General features: G+C 34.1%; 20 protein-coding genes. 6 read left to right on the forward strand and 14 right to left on the reverse strand.

Annotated features, from left to right (window positions below; genetic code table 11):
* Window positions 1–54: 54 nt before the first annotated feature.
* Both fabD and OLM54_RS20070 read right to left on the reverse strand, forming a co-directional pair.
* A complete protein-coding gene (fabD, locus tag OLM54_RS20065) occupies window positions 55–930 on the reverse strand; it encodes an ACP S-malonyltransferase (RefSeq protein ID WP_264536310.1) in 876 nt (291 codons plus the stop codon).
* Window positions 931–1,002: 72 nt separating this feature from the next.
* A complete protein-coding gene (locus OLM54_RS20070; RefSeq protein ID WP_264536311.1) occupies window positions 1,003–1,365 on the reverse strand; it encodes a DUF983 domain-containing protein in 363 nt (120 codons plus the stop codon).
* A gap of 95 nt (window positions 1,366–1,460) precedes the next feature.
* Between OLM54_RS20070 and OLM54_RS20075 the strand changes: the two genes are divergently transcribed.
* Window positions 1,461–2,324 (forward strand): AraC family transcriptional regulator, encoded by an 864-nt coding sequence (locus OLM54_RS20075; RefSeq protein ID WP_264536312.1) that lies wholly within the window; start codon window positions 1,461–1,463, stop codon window positions 2,322–2,324.
* Window positions 2,325–2,520: 196 nt separating this feature from the next.
* On the opposite strand, the gene OLM54_RS20080 is transcribed toward OLM54_RS20075, so the two are convergent.
* From OLM54_RS20080 to OLM54_RS20090, 3 genes are all read right to left on the reverse strand, one after another.
* Window positions 2,521–3,054: a YceI family protein gene (locus OLM54_RS20080; RefSeq protein ID WP_264536313.1), complete on the reverse strand. Its 534-nt coding sequence runs from the start codon at window positions 3,052–3,054 to the stop codon at window positions 2,521–2,523.
* 152 nt (window positions 3,055–3,206) lie between these two features.
* Complete coding sequence (locus OLM54_RS20085; RefSeq protein ID WP_264536314.1) at window positions 3,207–3,923, reverse strand: pirin family protein; 717 nt, start codon at window positions 3,921–3,923, stop codon at window positions 3,207–3,209.
* A 356-nt stretch (window positions 3,924–4,279) separates the two neighbouring features.
* Window positions 4,280–5,761 carry a helix-turn-helix domain-containing protein gene (locus tag OLM54_RS20090; RefSeq protein WP_264536315.1) on the reverse strand — a complete coding sequence of 494 codons (1,482 nt, stop codon included), beginning with the start codon at window positions 5,759–5,761 and terminating at the stop codon, window positions 4,280–4,282.
* Between the two features lie 195 nt (window positions 5,762–5,956).
* Between OLM54_RS20090 and aceB the strand changes: the two genes are divergently transcribed.
* Complete coding sequence (gene aceB, locus OLM54_RS20095; protein ID WP_264536316.1) at window positions 5,957–7,558, forward strand: malate synthase A; 1,602 nt, start codon at window positions 5,957–5,959, stop codon at window positions 7,556–7,558.
* A gap of 379 nt (window positions 7,559–7,937) precedes the next feature.
* Complete coding sequence (gene aceA / locus OLM54_RS20100) at window positions 7,938–9,218, forward strand: isocitrate lyase (RefSeq protein WP_264536317.1); 1,281 nt, start codon at window positions 7,938–7,940, stop codon at window positions 9,216–9,218.
* 204 nt (window positions 9,219–9,422) lie between these two features.
* Here aceA and OLM54_RS20105 read toward each other — a convergent pair whose 3' ends face one another.
* From OLM54_RS20105 to OLM54_RS20125, 5 genes are all read right to left on the reverse strand, one after another.
* The gene (locus OLM54_RS20105; protein WP_264536318.1) at window positions 9,423–9,998 is read right to left on the reverse strand and encodes a Crp/Fnr family transcriptional regulator; all 576 of its coding nucleotides are present in this window, start codon (window positions 9,996–9,998) and stop codon (window positions 9,423–9,425) included.
* A complete protein-coding gene (purT, locus tag OLM54_RS20110; RefSeq protein ID WP_264536319.1) occupies window positions 9,999–11,159 on the reverse strand; it encodes a formate-dependent phosphoribosylglycinamide formyltransferase in 1,161 nt (386 codons plus the stop codon).
* 159 nt (window positions 11,160–11,318) lie between these two features.
* Window positions 11,319–13,193: a peptidase U32 family protein gene (locus tag OLM54_RS20115; RefSeq protein ID WP_264536320.1), complete on the reverse strand. Its 1,875-nt coding sequence runs from the start codon at window positions 13,191–13,193 to the stop codon at window positions 11,319–11,321.
* Window positions 13,194–13,325: 132 nt separating this feature from the next.
* Window positions 13,326–13,904, reverse strand: coding sequence for an autotransporter outer membrane beta-barrel domain-containing protein (locus OLM54_RS20120; protein ID WP_264536321.1), 579 nt, complete (start codon window positions 13,902–13,904; stop codon window positions 13,326–13,328).
* 124 nt (window positions 13,905–14,028) lie between these two features.
* Complete coding sequence (locus OLM54_RS20125; RefSeq protein WP_264536322.1) at window positions 14,029–14,484, reverse strand: ferritin-like domain-containing protein; 456 nt, start codon at window positions 14,482–14,484, stop codon at window positions 14,029–14,031.
* A gap of 229 nt (window positions 14,485–14,713) precedes the next feature.
* On the opposite strand from OLM54_RS20125, the gene OLM54_RS20130 reads away from it, so the two are divergent.
* Entirely contained in the window at window positions 14,714–15,772 is a 1,059-nt protein-coding gene (locus tag OLM54_RS20130; protein ID WP_264536323.1) for a serine hydrolase domain-containing protein, read from the forward strand.
* A gap of 58 nt (window positions 15,773–15,830) precedes the next feature.
* Here the strand turns inward: OLM54_RS20130 and OLM54_RS20135 are convergent, their stop codons facing one another.
* Both OLM54_RS20135 and OLM54_RS20140 read right to left on the reverse strand, forming a co-directional pair.
* Window positions 15,831–17,021 (reverse strand): pyridoxal phosphate-dependent aminotransferase, encoded by a 1,191-nt coding sequence (locus OLM54_RS20135; protein WP_264536324.1) that lies wholly within the window; start codon window positions 17,019–17,021, stop codon window positions 15,831–15,833.
* A gap of 63 nt (window positions 17,022–17,084) precedes the next feature.
* Window positions 17,085–18,179, reverse strand: a complete 1,095-nt coding sequence (locus OLM54_RS20140) for a fatty acid desaturase family protein (RefSeq protein WP_264536325.1) — start codon at window positions 18,177–18,179, stop codon at window positions 17,085–17,087.
* Between the two features lie 107 nt (window positions 18,180–18,286).
* On the opposite strand from OLM54_RS20140, the gene rsmG reads away from it, so the two are divergent.
* Window positions 18,287–18,916: a 16S rRNA (guanine(527)-N(7))-methyltransferase RsmG gene (rsmG, locus tag OLM54_RS20145; RefSeq protein ID WP_264536326.1), complete on the forward strand. Its 630-nt coding sequence runs from the start codon at window positions 18,287–18,289 to the stop codon at window positions 18,914–18,916.
* A 103-nt stretch (window positions 18,917–19,019) separates the two neighbouring features.
* Here rsmG and OLM54_RS20150 read toward each other — a convergent pair whose 3' ends face one another.
* On the reverse strand, window positions 19,020–19,751 hold the full coding sequence (locus OLM54_RS20150; protein ID WP_264536327.1) for a hypothetical protein: 732 nt from the start codon (window positions 19,749–19,751) through the stop codon (window positions 19,020–19,022).
* 323 nt (window positions 19,752–20,074) lie between these two features.
* Window positions 20,075–21,700: an L-glutamate gamma-semialdehyde dehydrogenase gene (pruA, locus tag OLM54_RS20155; protein WP_264536328.1), complete on the reverse strand. Its 1,626-nt coding sequence runs from the start codon at window positions 21,698–21,700 to the stop codon at window positions 20,075–20,077.
* 200 nt (window positions 21,701–21,900) lie between these two features.
* Here pruA and OLM54_RS20160 point away from each other — a divergent pair, with 200 nt between their 5' ends.
* A complete protein-coding gene (locus OLM54_RS20160) occupies window positions 21,901–22,926 on the forward strand; it encodes a ligase-associated DNA damage response exonuclease (protein WP_264536329.1) in 1,026 nt (341 codons plus the stop codon).

Genomic DNA, 22,926 nt, shown 5'->3' on the forward strand with positions numbered 1-22,926 from the left:
TTTTATGTGTAGTTTTTAAACTGAAAACTTAAAACTGAGACTGAATACTAAAATTTAAGCATTCGCTGTAACCGCTTCTTTGTCAATTTTATTAATCAAGCCGGCCAACACTTTTCCCGGACCAACTTCTGTAAATAAAGTAGCCCCGTCAGCGATCATTTGCTGAACAGATTGCGTCCATTTTACCGGAGCGGTCAATTGTATAATTAAGTTCTTTTTGATTTCGTTTGCATCAGAAACCGCATTTGCCGTTACGTTTTGGTAAACCGGGCAAATAGGAGTTGAGAATGTAGTCGCTTCAATAGCTGCAGCTAATTCTTCTCTTGCGGGTTCCATCATTGGTGAGTGAAATGCTCCTCCAACAGGTAAAATTAAAGCACGTTTTGCTCCTGCAGCTTTCATAGCTTCACAAGCTTTTTCAACAGCAGAAGTTTCTCCAGAAATTACCAATTGTCCCGGACAGTTATAGTTTGCAGCAACCACAATTCCGTCGATAGAAGCGCAAACTTCCTCCACAATATTATCGGCTAAACCTAAAACTGCAGCCATTGTAGATGGAGTAATTTCGCAGGCTTTTTGCATAGCAAGAGCACGTTGCGAAACTAATTTAAGACCATCTTCAAAAGATAAAGCTCCGTTGGCAACCAATGCAGAAAATTCTCCTAAAGAATGTCCTGCAACCATTTCTGGTTTAAAATCTTCGCCTAAAGTTTTTGCTAAAATAACCGAGTGTAAAAAAACAGCCGGTTGCGTAACTTTAGTCTCTTTTAGTTCTTCGGCAGTGCCTTCAAACATAATATCTGTAATTCTAAAACCTAAAATTTCGTTAGCTTTTTCGAATAATTCTTTGGCTAAAGCCGATGATTCATATAAGTCTTTGCCCATTCCTGTAAATTGTGCGCCTTGACCCGGAAATACGTATGCCTTCATTTGTCTAATTTAATTTTTACTTTTTTTTGAATTGAATATTAGTTTCAATTGAAAGGCAAAAGTAATATTTTTTTAGCTCGTATAATCCTTAAACATATAAATCCACACTAATCTTGAAAATCGAAGATTGAAAGAAGTAAGTAAAGTGATGACAACAGCAATAATAGGTATGATTCTTAAATCGAAGTTTTTTTCGAAGAAAAACTGCGCAATACAATAGGTTGCTATTCCCTGAGCAACTGTTAATCCGTAGTTTACATACATTGCGCCAAAGAAATAACCAGGTTCTTTCTGGAATTTATAATTACAATGACTGCAATATTCATTCATTTTTGGTAAACCAAAACTTAGAAAAATATTGTTGTCTTTAAAAACTTTTCCTTTATGACAAACCGGACATTCATTGCTTAAAATATGAGTTAATGCACTTGACATGATCTTGATGTTTTTTATTTATACAAAGGTAAATCAGAGTAAGATAAAAGTCTTTTTTATATCTTCGCTACTTATAGCACAATAAAGACATTTGTATGAAAAAATATCCAATTTATAGTGTTCAGAATTTTAGCTGTAATGATGTTCATCGTGATTTTTATGTAAACACTTTTACAGAACATTTAAAAAACCATAGTTTTGTCGAAGAGCCGCATCGTCATGACTCTTATTTAATGGTTTTTTTTACGAATGGTTCCGGATTACATGAAGTCGATTTTGACCAATTTGAAATAAAAACAGGAAGTTTATTTGTCCTGCAACCCGGACAAATGCATCATTGGAGTTTGTCTGAAGATATTGAAGGCTTTGTAATTATTTTTTCGCAGGAATTATATAATCTGTATTTCGGACAAAAAAACATCACTGATTATAATTTTTATCATTCGATTCACAATCGGCCAGAAATGGTTTTTGAAGAAAATGAAATACCTAAAATACTGCCTTATTTTAATTTACTAATTCAGGAAAATAATCAGGAAAATAAATTGCAATTAGACAAATTACTGAATTTATTAGATTGCATTCATATCGAAATTTCAAGAAAATATAGCGAGACTTATTCGCATCAGGCACATTCGTACAATATTAAAATAAATAAGTTTGAAACACTTTTAGAAGAATATTTCAGAACAGAAAAATTACCTTCTTTTTACGCAGAGAAATTGAATATCACATTAAAACACTTAAACCGAATCTGCAATGAAATTCTTCAAAAAACAGCAACAGAAGTTATTACAGATCGCGTTATTTTAGAAATAAAAAGAATGCTGATTGATAAACAATTGGCTGTAAACGAAATCGCTTTTAAGGTTGGTTATGAAGATTATTCGTATTTCTCCAGATTCTTCAAAAAACAAACCGGACTTTCTCCAACAGAATTTAGAAATACTGTGCGATGAGTTTTAGCCACGAATTTCACGAATTAATATTTTAATTTTTGCCACAGATTAATGGATTCTTTAGATTTAAATCAGTGAAAATCAATTAATCTGTGGCAAAAAAAAATCGTGCAATCCGTGGCAAACAAAAAAAGCCTGCACTTCCTAAAAAGTGCAGGCTTCTCAACCAACCAAATTAAAACCTAATTATAAAGTATTAAGCTTGTTTTACAAATTGTAACTCAATGTTTAAACGAACTTCTTCTCCAACTAAAACCCCTCCGGTTTCAAGAGCAGAGTTCCAGTTTAAACCCCAGTCTTTACGATTAATTTTTCCTTCAATGCTTAAACCTACTTTAGTATTTCCCCAAGGATCAGTCATGATTCCGCTAAATTCTACAGGAAATTTAACTGATTTAGAAACACCTTTAATGTTTAGATCTCCAGTTAATTCATAATCTCCGGCATCAATTTTTTTGAATGAAGAACCTTTGAAAGTTAATTTTGGATTGTTTTCAGCATCAAAGAAATCAGCGCTTCTTAGGTGACCGTCTCTATCTGCATTTGCAGTATCGATAGAAGCGATATCGCCAGAAAATTCGATTGCTGCATTTTCAAAATCATTTCCTTCTGTAGTAATTGTTGCATCGTAAGTTCCAAATTTACCTGAAACATTTGTAAACATCATGTGTTTAACTTTAAAACCAATTTCTGAGTGAGTTGGGTCAATTGACCATTTTGTAGTTGCCATAATTTTTATTTTTAAAATATTACTTTCATTTTGATAGGACAAAGTTACTTCTGCTGTCTTCATTTGGCACTTAACCTAGATTAAGAAATAAAAAACGAAATAACTTTTTGATTGCCCATTTGTTTGTTTTGTTGCTTGAAAATTGCTGTTGATCAATAATTCATCGGAATTTCCATTAAAAGAAACTCAGCATCAGTATTTGCTTTGATGTTTAAAGTTTCAAAATCTGAAATTCCCATTGCGTCACGCGTATTTAATTCCTGACCGTTTATAGTTACATTTCCTTTTAAAATGAAAGCATAAACTCCGTTTCCTTCTTTTTTCAACTTATATTCTGTTGTGGTTCCGGCATCAAAATTTCCCATATGAAACCACGCATCCTGATGAATCCAAACCCCTTCATCATCAGCATTTGGAGATAAAATTTGAGACAATTTATTATGTCTGTCAGCCACATCCAAAGTAATTTGCTGGTAACGAGGCTCTACATTTCTTTTATTAGGAAACAACCAGATTTGCAATAATTTAGTTTGGTCATCGGCATTTGGGTTAAACTCACTGTGCTGAACTCCGGTTCCGGCACTCATTACCTGAATATCGCCATTTTTGATGATTTCAGTATTTCCCATACTGTCTTTGTGTGCTAAATCGCCTTCTAACGGAATCGTAATGATTTCCATATTATCGTGAGGATGCGTTCCAAAACCCATTCCGCCAGCAATTGTATCGTCATTCAAAACACGAAGTGCTCCAAACTGAATTCTATCCGGATTGTACCAGCTTGCAAAACTAAAACTATGATAAGCGTTAAGCCATCCGTGATTTGCGTTTCCTCTTGTTTCTGCTTTATGTAATACTATATTTTCCATGATGTTTTGCTTTGTGTTATTATTATGGTACAAAGATATCACCAAGGTCAATGAAAGGCACTTAATGTAGATTAAGTTCTTTAAGGCTCAAAGTTGGAGAGGTTCAAAGAGGCAAAGTTTTTTAGGTTCAAAGTTTCAAAGTTGCAGAGGCACAAAGGTTTTTACGTAGAGGCGCAAAGCGGTGCGTCTTTTGAAGCACAGTTTGTTATCTCGACGAAGGAGAGATCACACACGAAGCTCGACAAAGATTGGCGATGTTCTGGACGGAGTTACTTGCGGAGATCTTTCGTTCCTCAGGTTGACAAGATTGCGCTTACTGGATTATGTTCAAACTAGCTAAAATCTAAAATCTACAATTAACTATACTGATTAATAAACTGCTGAACAACCAAATCCGTATTCTCATGGCGTTTTTTCTTTTCTAACGCAATTGGTGGCGCGGCTCTTTCTAAACAATTTTTTACATCGCAGGTTTCGCAGGTAACGCCAACAATTCTTTTGACTAATGGTTTTCCTTCAATGAATTTGAATTTCTTTTTCATTGTTGGATTAATTAAAATTCCAACAGAAATACTGCGAATATTATCTTTTATAAAAGGATCTTTTGTGGCCGATGAAAAAACCAAATATTCATTGCCGCTATGAACGTAACTTGAAATTTGGGCATCAAAAAAATGCGGTTTGTTTTGTCTGATGGCTTCGTCAATCGTTTTTACCGAAACCCATCTTCTGCAATAATGTTCGTTGGTTTCGTTGGCGTGCGGTTCTTGCTGATTGGTAATATGTAATTCTTTTTTAATCTGATAAAAATCAGAACCAATTTTATGAGACATTCTTAAAAAGAATAAATTTTTCAGATGGAAATCTTTTGGCAATAAATTGGTTAATCGCTGGTAGAAAGATTCCGGAGAAACTTCGAAACTTTCTATTAAAGCGACAAATTCTTCCGGATTTGGTTTCTCATTATTTAAGAAACTATTGATTTTGTCTACAACCAATTTTCTTGGTAATAATAAAGCTCCGGCAAAATAAGAAGCGTAAAAGTTGTGCAAAACCTGATCGAAATTTTCAAACTTAATCCAACTAAAAGTCAGCAAACGATCTGAAATTTTCAGGTAATTATAAGCAATTTCTTTGGCTAAAATAAAAGCCCTTTGTGGTTGATCAATTTCTGTTGAAAGTAATAAAGTCTTGCTTTTTGGTACATAAATAGAACGTAAATCTTCTAAAGCTTCCTGATCTGTAAAAGCAATTTCTTTTATAGTGTATTCAAATTCTTCTTTAAGAATGGCTTCCAATTCTTCAATTGTAATTTTAGAATCTAAATTAATTTGAAATGATTTCGAAAATGCAATTACTTTCTCTTCCAGATCTTCAAAATAATTACTGTGCGCTTCCTGATAAGAACGTAAAGCAGCGAGAAAAAAACTTTCTCTGCTTAAATTATAATGCTGAGCGATTTCGATAATCGTACTAATAAAAGCATTGACCTTGGCCGGAGCATTGGCAATTATATCAATTAAATCAGCTTCCTGAATTCCAAAAAGTTCGAGCGGAATTTCTTTTAAAATACCGGATTTTAAGATTTCGCCAATCGGAGCAAGGTTATTGTCCAGTTTTAAAGATATCATTTGATCGTAAGAAACATCTAAATGTTTGCAAAGCAGCAAAATTTTATCTGTTTTTGGATATTTTTTTCCCTTTTCAATTTCGTTTAAGTACGATTTTGAAAGATTTGTCAATTTGGCTAAGCCAAAAAGTGATAGGTTTTTTTGCGTTCGAACTTGTTTCAGTTTTAACCCAAATATCAGCTTTATATAGTCTTTTTCGATATCCATGATTCAAATATAACCATTTAAAAAATAAACGCCAAAATATTATTTTTAATATTTAGCGAACGTTCGCTTGTTTTGTAAAAAACTTTTTTCTAATATTGTGGTGTAGAAAATATTAGATATCAGATCGTTATCATTTAATGCTTTGAAAAAGACAAAAGCGATTCAATTGATACTAATAAAAATAAATCCACAGCTATGAAAAACCAATTAGAAATTACCGAAACGGCAATGGAATTTTTAGCCGAAAAGAAGCTTTCTTATCCAAACATCTGGACAGAAGAAGCAATTGCATTTATAATCGATTTGCATCGAAAATTCGAATCGCAACGAAAATTGCTGTTGTTGCAGCGTGATCAAAAACAAGTCATGTTTGATCAGGGAATAATGCCAACTTTTCCTTTAGAAACAAAACACATCAGAGAAAGTAATTGGACAGCAGGAGAAATTCCGAAAGATTTATTAGACCGAAGAGTTGAAATTACCGGACCGGTTGATCGCAAAATGATTATCAACGCATTGAATTCGGGAGCGAAAACTTTTATGGCCGATTTTGAAGACAGTACTTCTCCAACCTGGAAAAATTTGATAGACGGACAAATAAATTTGATAGACGCTGTAAATAAAACGATTTCTTATACCGATGAAGTTAAAAATAAAAGTTATCAGCTAAATGAAAAAATAGCCACGTTAATTGTTCGTCCAAGAGGATTGCATCTTTTAGAAAAGCACATTTTAGTTGATGGCGAAATGGTTTCAGGTTCTTTAGTTGATTTTGGATTGTATGTTTTTCATAATCATAAAAAATTGTTGGAAAACAATTCCGGACCCTATTTCTATATTCCAAAATTAGAACATTATTTGGAGGCACGCTGGTGGAATAATGTGATTGATTTTACCGAAGATTATTTGAAATTAGAAAGAGGAACTACAAAAGTGACGGTTTTAATTGAAACGATAACGGCAAGTTTTCAATTGGATGAAATTATCTACGAATTAAAAGAACATATCGTTGGGTTGAATTGCGGTCGTTGGGATTATATTTTTTCTTACATCAAGAAATTCCGTAAGAATCCAAAATTTATTGTTCCCGATCGCGATCAGGTAAATATGACTTCGCCTTTTATGAATGCATATTCTAATTTGGTAATTCAAAGATGCCACAAACGCGGGATTCATGCCATTGGCGGAATGGCAGCGCAAATTCCGATTAAAAATAATGAAGAAGCAAATGCTATCGCTTTCGCAAAAGTAAAAACCGATAAAGAACGCGAAGTAAAAAATGGTCACGACGGAACCTGGGTTGCGCATCCGGACTTGGTTTCAATAGCCAAAGAAATTTTTGATAAAGGAATGCCAACTCCAAATCAAATTCATATTAAAAGGGAACATCGCAAAATTACAGAAGCTGATTTGATTGAACCACCAATTGGAATCATAACAGAAAATGGTGCTCGAAAAAATATCAATGTAGGAGTTTTGTATCTGGCTTCTTGGCTAAACGGACAAGGTGCAGCTGCTTTGCATAATTTAATGGAAGATGCTGCAACAGCTGAAATTTCGAGATCGCAATTGTGGCAATGGCTTCAAAATAAAGTGGTTTTAGATAATGGCAAAAAATTAGATCTGGCATATTATCATGAATTGGCTTTAGAAGAATTTCAAAAAATTAAAAACGAATTGGGCGAAGAAAATTACGAGAAACGTCAATTTCCTTTAGCTGAAAAAGTTTTAGAAAGATTAGTTGTAAATACTGATTTTGTTGACTTTTTGACGATTCCGTGTTACAAATATCTATAATGAATTAAAAATTGAGAATTAAAAATTAAAAATTAAAAATCTGCTGGATCTGCTAGATCTACGGGCTAATAATTTTTCACGCAGATTTAGCAGATCAGGCAGATAAAAATGAGATTGTAAAATCTTCGCAGATTATTTAATCAAACATGGGAAATGCTTTAACACATAGAAACATAGATTTAAAATGTAAATAAAAAGAGTTTTACAAAAAAACTAGTTTTTCACACATAGCTATGTTTGTTTAAACAAATGAAATGCCTTGAACCACGAAGAAAGCTATGTTTCTATGTGTTTTAAAAAAATAAGTCCAGTTAAAACTGAAAACTTGAAACTGAGACTGAAAACTATTTACTTACTAACCACTTTAACTAAACTATTTATGAAAACAACAGAAGACAGAATTCAGGAATTGATTAACGATTGGATTACGAACCCAAGATGGAAAGGAGTTGAACGCCCTTATACAGCCACAGAAGTAGTTACGCTTCAGGGTTCGTATCAAATTGAGCATTCTATTGCAAAAATGGGAGCGCAAAAATTATGGAGAAAGTTAAAAAATCAGGATTATGTTGCTGGTTTGGGCGCTTTAACAGGAAATCAGGCAATTCAGGAAGTCGACGCTGGTTTAGAAGCGATTTATTTGAGTGGCTGGCAAGTTGCGGCCGATGCAAATTTGGCAGGAGAAATGTATCCTGACCAATCGCTTTATCCTGTAAACAGTGTGCCAATGGTGGTTAAAAAAATAAATAATGCTTTATTACGCGCTGATCAGATTCAGACCGTAAATAGAGTTGAAGATAAAAAAGATTATTTGGTTCCGATTGTGGCTGATGCCGAAGCTGGTTTTGGTGGAAATCTTAATGCTTTCGAATTAATGAAATCAATGATTGAAGCCGGAGCGTCTGGAGTTCATTTTGAAGATCAATTGAGTTCTGCTAAAAAGTGCGGGCATTTAGGAGGGAAGGTTTTGGTGCCAACTCAGGAAGCGATTAATAAACTAATTGCTGCTCGTTTAGCGTCAGATGTTATGGGAGTTTCTACCTTAATTGTTGCCAGAACAGATGCTGATGCGGCAAATTTATTAACAAGCGATGCAGATCCAAGAGATGCTAAATTTATTACGGGCGAAAAAACAAACGAAGGTTTTTTCTATGTAAAAAACGGAATCGATCAGGGAATTGCAAGAGGTTTAAGTTATGCGCCTTATGCTGATTTAATTTGGATGGAAACCAGTAATCCGGATTTGGTATATGCTAAAAAGTTTGCCGATGCCATGAAAAAGGAATTTCCGGATAAAATGCTTGCCTACAATTGTTCACCTTCATTTAATTGGGCTGCGAAATTATCTGTTGCAGAAATGGAAACTTTTAGGGAAGATTTGGCTGCAATGGGATATAAATTTCAGTTCATTACTTTGGCAGGTTTCCATGCTTTAAATACAAGTATGTTCGAATTGTCTAAAGCCTATAAAGAACGTGGAATGGCAGGATATTCTGAATTGCAGGAAAGAGAATTTGCTTTACAGAAAAACGGTTTCCGTGCTGTAAAACACCAGGCTTTTGTGGGAACCTCTTATTTTGACGCCGTTCAAAACACAGTAATGATAGGGAAATCAACCATAACAGCAATGAAACACTCTACGGAGGTTGAGCAATTTTAATTCAAAATAAAACCAGTTCAATGAACTGGTTTTTTTGTTTTTTGCCACAGATTTTATAGATTAAAGGATTAAAAATGTTGCCACTAATTTCACGAATTCTCGCGAATTTTAATTCAATTTTTAGTAAATTAATTTGTGCAAATTTGTGCAATTCGTAGCGAAAAAAATCATTTTAATCTGTGAAATCTGTGGCAAAAAAAATCTTTATTTCTTCAAAAGTCGGGCTTTCATTTTGCTGAAAAATTCGGGTGTTACGCCAATAAAAGAAGCGATTTGTTTTTGGGGAACTTTATGAACAAGTGTTCCGTATTTAGTACAAAATTTCTCGAAACGTTCTTCGGCTGGTAAACTCAAATTATCCATTAATCGCTGTTGATTGGCAACCAATGAATTTTCAATTAAAATTCTGAAAAAGCGTTCTAATTTTGGAATATCATGATATAATTGTTCCTGATTTTCTTTAGATAGAGAAATCACTTCGGCATCTTCTAAAACTTCTATAAAAAGCTGTCCAGGTTTTTGCGAAAAATAACTGTACATATCGCTCATCCACCAGCCTTGACAAGCAAATGACAAAACATGTTCGACAATATTATCATTGATATTGAAGCTTCTTAAAATTCCGGAATTCACAAAATAGGAATGTTTGCAAACTTCGCCGGCACTTAATAAAATAGTTTTTGCTTTGTAAGTATGTGTTTCGGTTTTAGATAAAAAATGTGCTTGTTCTTCGGGCGTTAGCGAAACGTGTTTGGCAATGTTTTCTAGAATTAAATCCATTTACGAATGTACTTTTATTAAGGTTGCTGTTTTTTTAGCGCGTTCTATAATTTCTTCAATTGGCGTTGCTAATGAATCGCTGCTTAAAACAACTCCCATTCTGCGATACGGTCTTGAAGTTGGTTTGCCAAATATTCTGAAGTCGGTTTTTGGTAAAGCAGCTACTTTTTCAATTCCGCTAAATGTTGGATTTGTAGAATCTTCAGAAGCTAAAATTACGGCACTTGCTCCGGCTTTTTCTAATGTGATTTCGAAAATTGGAAGACTTAAAATCGCTCTCAAATGCAATTCGAATTCGTTAAAATTTTGTGTTCCCGCCAAAGTTACCATTCCGGTGTCATGCGGACGTGGAGAAAGTTCAGAGAAATAAACACCTTCATTGGTCAGGAAAAATTCAACGCCAAAAAGCCCTGCGCCGCCAAGCGCTTCGGTAATTTTTTCGCCCATATCCTGCGCTTCGTACAAATCTTTTTCTGAAACTAAAGCAGGCTGCCAGCTTTCCTGATAATCGCCACGCTCTTGTCTGTGACCAATTGGTGCACAAAACAAGGTTGGATTATTATTTTGTGTAATAGTCAAAAGTGTAATTTCTGAATGAAAATCAACAAAAGCCTCAACAATAACTTCGATAACATCACCACGCGAACCAGCAACGGCATATTGCCATGCTTTTTCAATATCACTCTCGGTTTTTATTGTCGATTGACCTTTTCCGGAAGAAGACATTAGTGGTTTTACAACACACGGAATCCCAACTTCCTGAACGGCTTTTTGCAGTTCTTCTGCCGAAGTTGCGTATTGATATTTGGCAGTTTTTAAACCTAATTCTTTTGAGGCTAAATCACGAATAGCTTTACGGTTCATGGTAAAATTCGCCGCTTTCGCAGAAGGAACAACGGTGATTCCCTGTTTTTCGTAATCGTAAAAACGTTCGGTACGAATGGCTTCTATTTCAGGAACAATAAAATCTGGTTTGTGTTTGGCTACAATTCGGTCAAGAGCTTCACCATCTAGCATATTGATGACTTCAAAACCGTGAGCAACCTGCATCGCGGGAGCATTTTCGTAACTATCAACAGCAATTATGGTTTGTCCGATTCGTTGTGCGGCAATGACAAATTCTTTGCCTAATTCGCCTGAACCGAGGAGTAGTATTTTCATAGGGGGAAGTTTGAATTTGGAAAATAATGGAGTAGTAAAAGTAAGGAAAAATGTTTTTAACCGCAAAGTTCTATTTATATGTATTAACGTAGAGACCCGGAGGGACACGCCCAAATAAAAATAAAAAAACCGACACTTTAAAAGTATCGGTTTTGTATCTTAATGAAAATGATCTTCTTCGATTTCAAATTCGGCGTCTTTTTCCCAAATTTCCATTTCGCAAGGTTTACAGTTGAATTTTAGTTTGTATTCTAATTCGCCTTGTTTTAAAACCAGAGGTTCTTTTACCTTGACACCTACTATGTCTTTTTGGTGTATCGGACATTTTTTTAATTCGTATTTAATGCAATATTTGGTTGTCATTACACGAGATTTTCCCGGATCCCATTGTAATTCGAATGCTTTTTCGATTTCGGTAACACCGTGACGTTCATAGAATTTACGGGCAATTTTGTTCGAAACATTGTACATGAAATCTAGTTTGGTTTCAGGATACGGATGCGAAGTTTTTACCAATTGGTGTTCTTCGCGTTTGTAATTTGCCAAACGAATCTCTGTTAACTGATCGTAAACTGTTCTTCGCATTTCGTTGATTTTTGAAATAGGAAGGAACCAGTTTTGAGAGAACATCACATTAATTTCATCAGCAGTATAAGGCGTAAAACCTGTTTTTGCCAATTGTGTTTTGATGTTTTCTTCGATCGATTCTCCGGTTTTAGTCTGCTCTTTTGAATGTTCTAAATTTACAATGCTTACATTTCCGTCTTCATCAGTAGCGATTAATTCAAAACCTGTTTCGTTTTCTGTAAGCAATAAAGTCGTGCTAATTTTTCGAACTGCACTATCTTCTCTTTCAACAATTTTGATAAAAGCAGCATCGTTATTTCTATAGATAAAAGTTCCGTCTTTAATTTCTTTTAAAACGTTCGGATATATTTTTCCGTTTTCTGCCTTGTTCACATAAATTCCGTCGGCTTCATTATTTTCGTTGATGAAACAAAGTCCGTCACCGTTGTTTAGAAATTGACCGTTTTCAATTTCATAAGCGTTTCCAACAGTTCTGATTAATTTACCAATGTATTGTCCTTTTGATTTTGGGCTTTCCCAAGAACCAATAGAGCTGTGTCTTTCATTTACAAAATAATCGGTATAACCACGGTTAAAGGTTCTGCTTAAAGACGAATCAAAAGTGTAAGTACATTTTCCAGATGAAGCTTTTGTATATTTGTCGCTTCCTTCGCCTTCTAAGAAACTGTCTAATTTTTGACGTAAATAAGATACGTTGTTTTTTACATAAACAACATCTTTCAATCTTCCTTCAATTTTAAAAGAAACAATTCCGGCTTCGATTAGATTCGGAATCTGATCTGAAATATCTAAATCTTTAATAGAAAGTAAGTGACTGTTTTTGATTAATGTTTCTCCGTTTCCGTCGATTAAGTTATATGGTAAGCGGCAGTTTTGAGCGCAAGAACCACGATTGGCGCTGCGTTCTCCGTTTGCTACACTCATATAGCAGTTTCCGCTGAATGAGACACATAATGCTCCGGTTACGAAAAATTCTAATTCAACATCTGCGTGATCGTAGATTTGTTTAATTTGATGCAGGTTTAATTCACGCGCCAAAACAACACGTTTAATTCCCGCATCTTTAAGAAATTTAATTTTATCAGCATCGCGATTATTGGCTTGTGTACTGGCGTGAAGTACGATAGGAGGAAGCTCCATTTCCATAATCGCCATATCCTGAATAATCAGGGCATCAACTCCAATTTCGTATAATTCCCAAATCATTTGACGACACGTTTCCAGTTCGTTGTCATACAAAATGGTATTCATTACCACAAAAACCTGAGCGTTAAATAAATGCGCATATTTTACTAATGCTGCAACATCTTCAATTGAATTGTTGGCATTTGATCGCGCGCCAAATTGCGGTGCACCAATATAAACTGCATCGGCACCACTGTTGATGGCGGCCATTCCTCCAATTAAATCTTTAGCAGGAGCTAATATTTCAATTTTCTTCTTCATTTTTAAAACTTTAGGCTTTTGTGGTATTCACGGAAAAAAGTTTGCAAAGTTCTTATAAATAATTCGAGTTTGCTAATGCTGAAGTGACTTTTTTTGAAATAGTTAACTAATATGGAATGATGATGATTAAGATTAATCTAAAGGAAAAGAATATCCTGCCGTAAATCCTCCAAAAGATTGTTCACCAGATAGATTCCCGTAAAAAGAAACTCCAATTTCTATATTGTTTTTTGGACCTACTGCAAGTCCAAAACCGATGGGAATATGTGCGACTACACCACTTTTTTTCTCATTAACATAGTTTGTGTAGGTTTCAAAAGAACCTATTGAAGCACCAATACCAGTTTCTATAAATGGTGCGACCCAAGGTATTGGAGCACAAAGACGAACTTTTGTTCCAAGTAAAAATGCGTTAGTTTCTACTTTGTAACCTTGTGGGTTTTTAATTTTATCTTCATCAGTTGAAGTAAAAATAGCTCCGGCATATGGTCTTACACTAAACCATCTTGTTAAACCAATTATATATTCTCCTTCGGTATAAAAACCAAAGCCATCTATGATTTCCGGATTTTCTTCTTCGTAATTTGAAGTACTTGATCCAAAACCAATTGAGGCTTTAATAAAATGTCCTTTTGTTTGGGCATTTGCCAGATTAGAAAAAAATAATGTAAAAAGGATAATGGCAAAATAGCGGCGTACAGTTAAGATCATAAAATAAAGTGTTTTATTTATAAAATAATTGCAGCGAATCTAAGATTTGTTTTCGTTTTTACAAAAAAAACCTCCCCAACTTTTAAAAATTGAGGAGGTTTTCAGAAATAATATCTTTTAAATATTAATTCGATTTCATTTTAATTCTGTCCAATGTACTTTGAATATTGTTTAATTGTTTTGAAATAACAGCAATTTGACTTCCGTCAAGTTCGTTTTTTTCTAAAGCCATTTTGTATTTTTCAACTGCAGCTTCTTCTCCGGTTACGCAGGCATTAATGATAGCTTCTGTATCGCCACTTGTAAAAGATGATTTAATATCTATCCAGGCACGGTGTAAAACTCCTAATGGACCTCCGCCGGATGTTTCTGTTGATTTTCCTAATTTGTTGATTTCGTCTTGCAATTCAACAATAAATAAAGCTCTTTCTCTCGCATAATCAAGAAATTCAGCTTTGATTGCGTGATTGTCTACGTGCTCTGCGGCGTTTGTATAACCTAGTTTTCCATCTTCTAAAATAGAAATTAATCCGTTTAATGTACTAACTGCTTCTGTCGTGGTTTCATCTGTATGTATCATAACTTTTAATTTTAATTAATGTATAATACAAAGTTGGGATTTTATAAAGCCTTAATTATTATAGAATTACAATAGGTGTTTATAAAATTGTAGAATGGGAATTTTGAAAGTGATGAATTTTTTGCAACGAATTATACTAATTACTTTGTGTTTATTTTGAAAACAATTTTTGTAACCGATACAATAGCAATGTCGTCAAAGCTTTCATCAATCATTAATTAATTACAAAATGAAAACAATCTTAAAATATGTTATTTTATTCTTTTTAATTTCCTGCAATAATTTATCTGCTCAAAATTTAGAAGCAAAAGTAGATAAATTATTAAATGAAAAATTTAAAAAGGAAGGTCCGGGAAGTGTTTTTCTGGTAGCGAAAAAAGGAAAAGTAATGTATAGGAAAGCTTTTGGAATGGCAGATTTGGAAATGAATATAAAAATGCAGTCTGAGTTTGTTTTTGAAATTGGCTCGATGACGAAACAGTTTACGGCTATTTCAATTTTGATGCTGGTCGAACAGGACAAGATTAAACTAAATGATGAAATAACGAAATTTATTCCGGATTATCCAACTAACGGAAATAGTATTACAATTCATCATTTGCTCACACATACTTCTGGAATTAAAGATTTTACAAGTATGAAATCGATTAAAGATATTGCAAGAGCTGATTTGTCACCAAAGGAATTGGTTGATTTTTTTAAGAATGAACCAATTGATTTTAAACCGGGTGAAGCGTTTAAATATTGTAATTCCGGTTATGTTATTTTAGGATATATTATCGAAATAGTTTCCGGTCAAAGTTATGGGGAGTTTATTGATCAGCATATTTTTAAAAAGCTGGAAATGAAGAATAGCTATTATGCAAGCCATGAAAAAATTATTAAAAACAGGGTTTCAGGTTATCGTAATAAGGATGGATATATGAATACAAATTATATTAGTTTTTCTATACCGTATGCATCCGGTTCGATAATGTCGAATGTAGATGATATGTTGAAGTGGCAAAATGCAATTGATAAAAATAAATTGCTTAGTTCTGATATTGTTGAAAAGGCATTTACAAATTATAAGTTAAATAACGGAAGTAAAATTAATTATGGATATGGCTGGCATATAAAAGAGGTAAATGGAAAACTTACACGGGAGCATGGCGGAAGTATTTTTGGCTTTAAATCTATGGGCGTTTATTTGCCTCAGGAACAAGTTTATGTTATAGGATTGAGTAATTGTGATTGCAATTCGCCAACTGAAATAACGAGAGATATAGCAAGTTTGTTTGCTAATTAGAGTAAACAAAAAAAGGTGTTCTTTTGGAACACCTTTTTTTTTACTTTATTTAAAATAATTACACAGTCAAAGCTTCTTTGATTCTGCGTAAAGCTTCTTTTAATATATCGTTGCTTGTTGCATATGAGAAACGAATACAGTTTGGATTTCCAAAAGCATCTCCCGTTACTGTTGCAACGTTAGCTTCTGCCAAAAGATACATGGAAACGTCGTTTGCATCTTTAATTTCAGTTCCTCTCAACGTTTTTCCGAAGAAAGAAGAAACGTCAGGGAAAACGTAAAAAGCACCTTCCGGAACGTTGATTTTTACGCCTGGAATTTCTTTCAATAATCCAACAACTAAATCTCTACGGCCATGAAAAGCCTGAACCATTTCGTTCAATACGCTTGGGTCAGCATCTACAGCAGTTATTGTAGCACGTTGCGCCACAGAATTTGCTCCTGAAGTTACTTGTCCCTGAATTTTTGTACACGCTTTTGCGATAAATTCCGGCGCTCCAATGTAACCAATTCTGTATCCTGTCATAGCAAATGCTTTTGCCACTCCGTTCACAGTGATTGTTCTTTCTAACATTCCCGGAATTGAACCGATACTGCAAAAAGTTCCTGAGAAATTGATGTGCTCATAAATTTCGTCGGCAACTACGTATATATTTGGATATTTTTCTAACACTTTTGCAAGAGCAGTTAACTCTTCTCTGCTGTACACAGATCCAGATGGATTACAAGGAGAGCTAAACCACATCATTTTTGTTTTTGGTGTAATAGCAGCTTCTAATTGTTCTGGTGTAATTTTGAAATCAGTATCTACAGATGTTGGAACTTCAACAGGAATTCCTCCTGACAATTTTACAATTTCGAAATAAGAAACCCAGTAAGGTGCTGGTAAAATTACCTCGTCACCGTCGTTTAACATTACTTGTGCAATGTTGTATAAAGATTGCTTTGCTCCTGTAGAAACTACAATTTGAGTTGGTTTGTACTCTAATCCGTTGTCTCTTTTAAATTTTCTGCAGATAGCTTCTTTTAAATCCTGATACCCGTCTACTGGAGAATATGTACTGTAATTATCGTCGATTGCTTTTTTAGCAGCTTCTTTGATGAAATCCGGAGTATTAAAATCCGGTTCACCTAAACTTAAACTGATAATGTCTTTTCCCTGTGCTTTTAATTCACGTGCTAAAGCAGCCATTGCCAAGGTTTGTGATGTTGCTAAGTTGTTAATTCTGTCTGATAGAATATGATTCATTATAAAAATTTTGAATGTCCTTAATTTCAACTTTAATTAAGGAAGGTTAATTATTAATAGATTTTATGCTAGTTTCGGTTTCATACCAAGATCACGTAAATGTTTAAAGTGGGCAATTACGGCACTTGTCATGGTTTTATATTCGTAATATGGCAAGTTGCATTCTCTTGCGGTTTCCTTTACAATTTTTGCAATTTTACCGTAATGAATGTGACTTATATGTGGAAAAATATGATGTTCGATTTGGTGGTTTAATCCGCCTGTATACCAGTTTACAATGGCATTTTTAGGTGCAAAATTGGTCGTAGTAAACAATTGATGAATGGCCCATGTATTATCCATTTCGCCCAATTCATTAGGAGAAGGATTTGTAGTTTCCTCAACAACGTGAGCTAATTGAAAAACAACACTTAAAATTAATCCGGCTGTGTAATGCATAATGAAAAATCCAATTAAAACTTTCCACCACGTAATTCCTATTACCATTGGAAGAACAATCCAAATTGAAATGTAAATTACCTTTGTAATTATTAAAGTTGTCCAAAGAATTTTTGGGCTTTTTGGTTCTCCGTAAGATAATTTTCTTTTAAGATAATTTCTCATTTGCTTAAAATCGGTTGTAATAGCCCAATTAAAAGTCAACAATCCGTATAAGAAAACAGAATAGTAATGTTGAAAACGGTGAAAACTATGCCATTTTGCCTCTTGTGTAAAACGTATAATTCTTCCCGCGTCAAGATCTTCATCATGTCCGGGAATATTTGTATAAGTATGATGTAAAACATTATGCTGAACCTGCCAGTTATAAACATTTCCGGCCAAAACATAAATAGTTCCGCCCATGAATTTATTGATCCAGTTTTTAGTCGAAAAAGAACCGTGATTACCGTCGTGCATCACATTCATTCCAACACCTGCCATTCCAATACCAATAACGATGGACAAAAGCAGCATAACCCAAAAAGGCATATCAAGCGTTAGGATTAAAAAGTAAGGCGTTAAAAAAACTGCAAACAAAATAACCGCTTTTAAGTGCAGCTTCCAGTTTCCGGTTTTTTGAATATTATTTTCTTTGAAATAATTGTTTACCCGAGAGTTAAGTGTTCTGAAAAACTTCAGATTGTCTTGCCTTGCAAATGTAGGTGCAGTGTTATTCATAATTATTTTAAATAGTTTTCAAAGGTAATTATTATAAATTTTCAATTTGCAAAATTGAGTTAAATATTTCAATCGTAAAGTAGTACTTTTGTTAAAAAATTAGAGCAATGGATGAGATTCTGAAATATTTTCCTGATTTGACCGACATTCAAATCGAACAATTTCAAAAATTAGATTTTTTATATCACGATTGGAACGAGAAAATCAATGTTATTTCACGTAAAGATATTGATGCTTTATATACAAAACACATTTTGCATTCGCTTGGAATTGCAAAAATCATGAAGTTTGAGCCTGGAGCAACAGTTCTTGATGTTGGAACCGGAGGAGGTTTTCCGGGAATTCCTTTAGCAATTCTTTTTCCTGAAACCCGTTTTTATTTAATTGATGTTATTGCAAAAAAAATAAAAGTAGTTCAGGGCGTTGTTGATGCATTAGAATTAAAAAACGTTAAAGCAGAACAAAAACGTGCAGAATTAGTAAAAGGCGATTTTGATTTTATTGTAAGCCGCGCCGTAACCAATATGCCGGATTTTGTTTCCTGGATAAAAGATAAAATCAAAAAACAGCATAAACATGAGTTGAAAAACGGAATTCTTTATTTAAAAGGTGGAGATTTAACCGAAGAACTGGCAGCTTTCCCAAAAGCAGCTTTATATAATTTAGCCGATTATTTTGAAGACGAATTTTTTGAAACTAAAAAAGTAGTGCATTTGCCGTTGAAATTTCAGCCTTAAAAAAATATATGATTTGAAGTTTCACATTGTTGGAACTCTAAAAAATGAAAAATCCGAATCTAATTTTTAGATTCGGATTTTGTTTATAAATTAATTAGTGAAACTAAACAGCCATTTCGTTTATGTGTAAAAACGGATTGCTTTTATGGCTTAAATGATCTATAAAATCATTAAGTGTCTGTTGCGCTGATTCATTAGAATATTTGAATCTGGAATCAAAGAAAAATTCTCTGCAAATTACAGGTTCATTTGATGAATCATAAATTGCTTCGTCAGTTTCATCCAGATTTTTATCACTATATTGACAAGGATACAAACGCGATAATTTCATTATAGTAGTACTGAACCATTTATCAAAAACTTTCCTTTTAGGAGAAATATGACGCACCAGTAAAACCAAACCAACAATTTCACTTTGAATAAAATACGATCCTTTTCTATATCGTACATCAACCATTTTTGCATTCATAAGTGCAACCCAAACAGGTCCGTTTACAGAGCTTGATATTGGCATGTTTAAATCCGTATCAAAATCTAATGGCTCTGAATATTCAGGATTAGCAATTGAACACCAAAGTGCTTCTATACGCTTCTCGATATCGTTTGCTACTTTTGTGTATCCTGTAAAACGCCAGTTTACCCATTCTAATAGAGCAGCTGTTAAACCAACAGAAGCTTTGTGATTAATTCGGGCTAAAGCGTTTTCAAGTTCTTCATTTCCTTCTAAAGGATCTAAAAGGGCATTCATTTTCTTTTTGTTCCACTTAAAATCAATCGGATGACCAATGCATTTTGATTTTGCAATAATTTCAGGAACATTTTTTAAGTTTTTCATAAGCTTTTAATTTTAGGTTTTATTGTCATGTTTCTTTAAATCGGTAAAAACAGTTTGCACTCTTTTTCTTTGATCTAGATCTTTAACAAAATTATGTTTTAGCTTATTTCCAATGTCATACAAGAAGTTTTTAGAATGATAAATTAAGGTTTTTTAAATAGGTAAGTAGTTGATTATTAAGTAAATAAGAAAAATACTACAAATTTTACAATTATTTAAAAATGAGACGTTTATAATAAAAAAAGTAAATCCGCAAATTTCAATTTGAAATTTGCGGATTTATATAATTGACAAAGTTTCTAACTTGAAACCTGAAATAAAAATTAACCTAAAAACGGGTATCTGTAATCTTCCGGAGTTACAAAAGTTTCTTTAATAGTTCTAGGAGAAGCCCAACGCAATAAATTCAATGCAGAACCTGCTTTATCGTTAGTTCCTGATGCTCTTGCTCCACCAAATGGCTGCATTCCTACAACAGCTCCTGTTGGTTTATCGTTGATGTAGAAGTTACCTGCAGCATTTTGCAATTTCGTAGTTGCTACTTCAATAGCATAACGATCCTGGCTAAATACAGCTCCTGTTAAAGCATACTCAGAAGTAGTATCAACTAATTCTAAAGTTTCTTCCCATTTTGCATCTTCATAAACATAAATCGTAATAACTGGTCCGAATAATTCGGTTTCCATTGTAGTATATTTTGGGTTTGTAGTTACAATAACTGTTGGCTCAATAAAGTATCCTACAGATTTATCATAGTTTCCACCAATGATAACTTCAGCATCAGCATCTTTTTTAGCCTGATCAATATAACTGGCTAATTTATCAAAAGAACCTTCGTGGATAACCGCTGTAATGAAGTTTCCGAAATCTTCCGGAGAACCCATTTTCATAGATTTTGCATCAGCAATTAATTGTTCTTTTACAGCTGGCCATAAACTTTGCGGAATATAAGCTCTTGAAGCTGCAGAACATTTTTGCCCTTGAAATTCGAATGCACCACGAGTAATACCAGTTGCAACTTGTTTTACATTAGCGCTTGGGTGTGCAATGATAAAATCTTTACCACCAGTTTCACCAACAATTCTTGGGTATGTTTTATAGTTGTTAATGTTTGCACCAATTTTAGCCCATATATCTTTAAATACATGAGTAGAACCTGTAAAGTGAACTCCGGCAAAATCACGGCTAGCTAAAATGGTATCAGTAATCATTAAAGCATCTCCAAAAACAACGTTTATAACACCGTCAGGAACACCGGCTTCTTTGAAAACATCAATAATAATTTTTGCAGAAAATACCTGGCTGTCACTTGGTTTCCAAATCACAACATTTCCCATCATTGCAGCACTTGCAGGAAGATTTGCAGCAATAGCAGTAAAGTTAAAAGGAGTAATTGCGTACACAAAACCTTCAAGAGGTCTGTACTCTAAACGATTCCAAACTGTAGAATCAGATTTTGGCTGATCGTTGTAAATTTGAGTCATAAATTCTACGTTGTAACGTAAAAAGTCGATCAATTCACAAGAAGCATCAATTTCTGCCTGATGAATATTTTTAGATTGTCCAATCATTGTAGCTGCGTTAATACGGGCTCTGTAAGGACCTGCGATAAGTTCAGCAGCTTTTAAGAAAATAGCAGCACGTTGTTCCCATGCCATATTTGCCCATGCTTTTCTTGATTCAAGCGCATTGGCAATTGCTTTTTCGATATGTTGTTTTTCAGCTAAATGATACGTTCCTACGATATGTTTGTGATCGTGAGGTGCTGAGATAGTTTTTGTATTTCCAGTTTTGATTTCTTCACTACCAATGTATAATGGAACATCGATTTTAGAGTTCCACATTGAAGTGTATGCTGCCTGAACAGCTGCTTTTTCTGGTGAGTTCGGCGCGTAACCTTTTACTGGTTCGTTTACCGCTTTTGGTACATGAAAGAATCCTTTTAACATGGGTTGAAAGTATTTAAAATTACGAATTATTTAATTTTTTACAAAAGTACAAATGATATTTTGATTATATCATAACACAATATTAAAAGTTGTAATTAAATAAACTAATCCAACTAAATTGTAAAGAAGGTCAGATGATTAATAATTAAATTTGATAAAATGTACCAATAAGTTTTATTTTTATTTAAAAAGATAACGATATGAAAATCCCCCTTTTAGCTTTTAACGATAAAGGAATTTACTGCCAGCAGGCCGATGTTTATCTCGATCCGTGGCAGCCTGTAAAAAATGCTATTATTACACATGGACATTCTGATCATGCACGTTGGGGACACCAAAATTATATTACACATCATACCAATATTCCCATTATCCGTCATCGTTTAGGAGACATAAACGTAACGGGAAAAGACTGGAACGAAACCTTTGTAATCAACAATGTAAAATTCTCGTTTCATCCCGCCGGACATATTATTGGAAGTGCTCAAATTAGGGTAGAACACAAAGGAGAAGTCTGGGTTTTTACCGGCGATTATAAAACAGAAGACGACGGTATTTCGGTTCCGTATGAAGTAGTAAAATGCCATACTTTTATAACCGAATGTACTTTTGGATTACCGGCTTTTAATTGGACTCCACAAGCTGAGGTAATTACAGAAATCAATAATTGGTGGGCAGAGAATAAGGCAGAAGGAAAAACTTCAATTTTGTTTGGTTATTCTTTAGGAAAAGCACAACGGCTTTTAAAATACTTAGATACAGATCTGGGAACGATTTATACACACGGCGCCATCGAAAATATGACCAATGTGGTTCGTCCGTTAATTGATCTTCCGCCAACAAAATTGGTGACTTACGAAACCAAAAAAGAAGATTTATTAGGAAATATTGTTCTCGCACCGCCAAGCGCGCACGGAAGTACATGGATCAGAAAAATGACGCCATTTGTTACCGGTTCTGCAAGTGGCTGGATGGCTTTTCGCGGAGCAAGACGCAGACGCGCCATTGATAAAGGTTTTGTTTTAAGCGATCATTGCGATTGGTATTCTCTATTAGACAGTATTAAAGCGACAGGAGCAGAAAAAGTAATCTGCACACACGGTTATACCGATATTTTCTCTAAATATTTAAGAGAATTGGGTTATGATGCCAGAACCGAAAAAACGCAATACGAAGGTGAAACTTCAGAAATGGAAAAGGAAGTTGAAACAGAGAAAGAAGTGTAA

Origin of the sequence: Flavobacterium sp. N1736, assembly GCF_025947065.1 — a bacterium.
In the GTDB taxonomy this organism is placed as follows: domain Bacteria; phylum Bacteroidota; class Bacteroidia; order Flavobacteriales; family Flavobacteriaceae; genus Flavobacterium.

Excerpts from the sequence above, each read along its gene's own strand:
- fabD (WP_264536310.1), bottom strand. The coding sequence starts at position 930 with ATGAAGGCATACGTATTTCCGGGTCAAGGCGCACAATTTACAGGAATG.
- OLM54_RS20070 (WP_264536311.1), bottom strand. The coding sequence starts at position 1,365 with ATGTCAAGTGCATTAACTCATATTTTAAGCAATGAATGTCCGGTTTGT.
- OLM54_RS20075 (WP_264536312.1), top strand. The coding sequence starts at position 1,461 with ATGAAAAAATATCCAATTTATAGTGTTCAGAATTTTAGCTGTAATGAT.
- OLM54_RS20080 (WP_264536313.1), bottom strand. The coding sequence starts at position 3,054 with ATGGCAACTACAAAATGGTCAATTGACCCAACTCACTCAGAAATTGGT.
- OLM54_RS20085 (WP_264536314.1), bottom strand. The coding sequence starts at position 3,923 with ATGGAAAATATAGTATTACATAAAGCAGAAACAAGAGGAAACGCAAAT.
- OLM54_RS20090 (WP_264536315.1), bottom strand. The coding sequence starts at position 5,761 with ATGGATATCGAAAAAGACTATATAAAGCTGATATTTGGGTTAAAACTG.
- aceB (WP_264536316.1), top strand. The coding sequence starts at position 5,957 with ATGAAAAACCAATTAGAAATTACCGAAACGGCAATGGAATTTTTAGCC.
- aceA (WP_264536317.1), top strand. The coding sequence starts at position 7,938 with ATGAAAACAACAGAAGACAGAATTCAGGAATTGATTAACGATTGGATT.
- OLM54_RS20105 (WP_264536318.1), bottom strand. The coding sequence starts at position 9,998 with ATGGATTTAATTCTAGAAAACATTGCCAAACACGTTTCGCTAACGCCC.
- purT (WP_264536319.1), bottom strand. The coding sequence starts at position 11,159 with ATGAAAATACTACTCCTCGGTTCAGGCGAATTAGGCAAAGAATTTGTC.
- OLM54_RS20115 (WP_264536320.1), bottom strand. The coding sequence starts at position 13,193 with ATGAAGAAGAAAATTGAAATATTAGCTCCTGCTAAAGATTTAATTGGA.
- OLM54_RS20120 (WP_264536321.1), bottom strand. The coding sequence starts at position 13,904 with ATGATCTTAACTGTACGCCGCTATTTTGCCATTATCCTTTTTACATTA.
- OLM54_RS20125 (WP_264536322.1), bottom strand. The coding sequence starts at position 14,484 with ATGATACATACAGATGAAACCACGACAGAAGCAGTTAGTACATTAAAC.
- OLM54_RS20130 (WP_264536323.1), top strand. The coding sequence starts at position 14,714 with ATGAAAACAATCTTAAAATATGTTATTTTATTCTTTTTAATTTCCTGC.
- OLM54_RS20135 (WP_264536324.1), bottom strand. The coding sequence starts at position 17,021 with ATGAATCATATTCTATCAGACAGAATTAACAACTTAGCAACATCACAA.
- OLM54_RS20140 (WP_264536325.1), bottom strand. The coding sequence starts at position 18,179 with ATGAATAACACTGCACCTACATTTGCAAGGCAAGACAATCTGAAGTTT.
- rsmG (WP_264536326.1), top strand. The coding sequence starts at position 18,287 with ATGGATGAGATTCTGAAATATTTTCCTGATTTGACCGACATTCAAATC.
- OLM54_RS20150 (WP_264536327.1), bottom strand. The coding sequence starts at position 19,751 with ATGAAAAACTTAAAAAATGTTCCTGAAATTATTGCAAAATCAAAATGC.
- pruA (WP_264536328.1), bottom strand. The coding sequence starts at position 21,700 with ATGTTAAAAGGATTCTTTCATGTACCAAAAGCGGTAAACGAACCAGTA.
- OLM54_RS20160 (WP_264536329.1), top strand. The coding sequence starts at position 21,901 with ATGAAAATCCCCCTTTTAGCTTTTAACGATAAAGGAATTTACTGCCAG.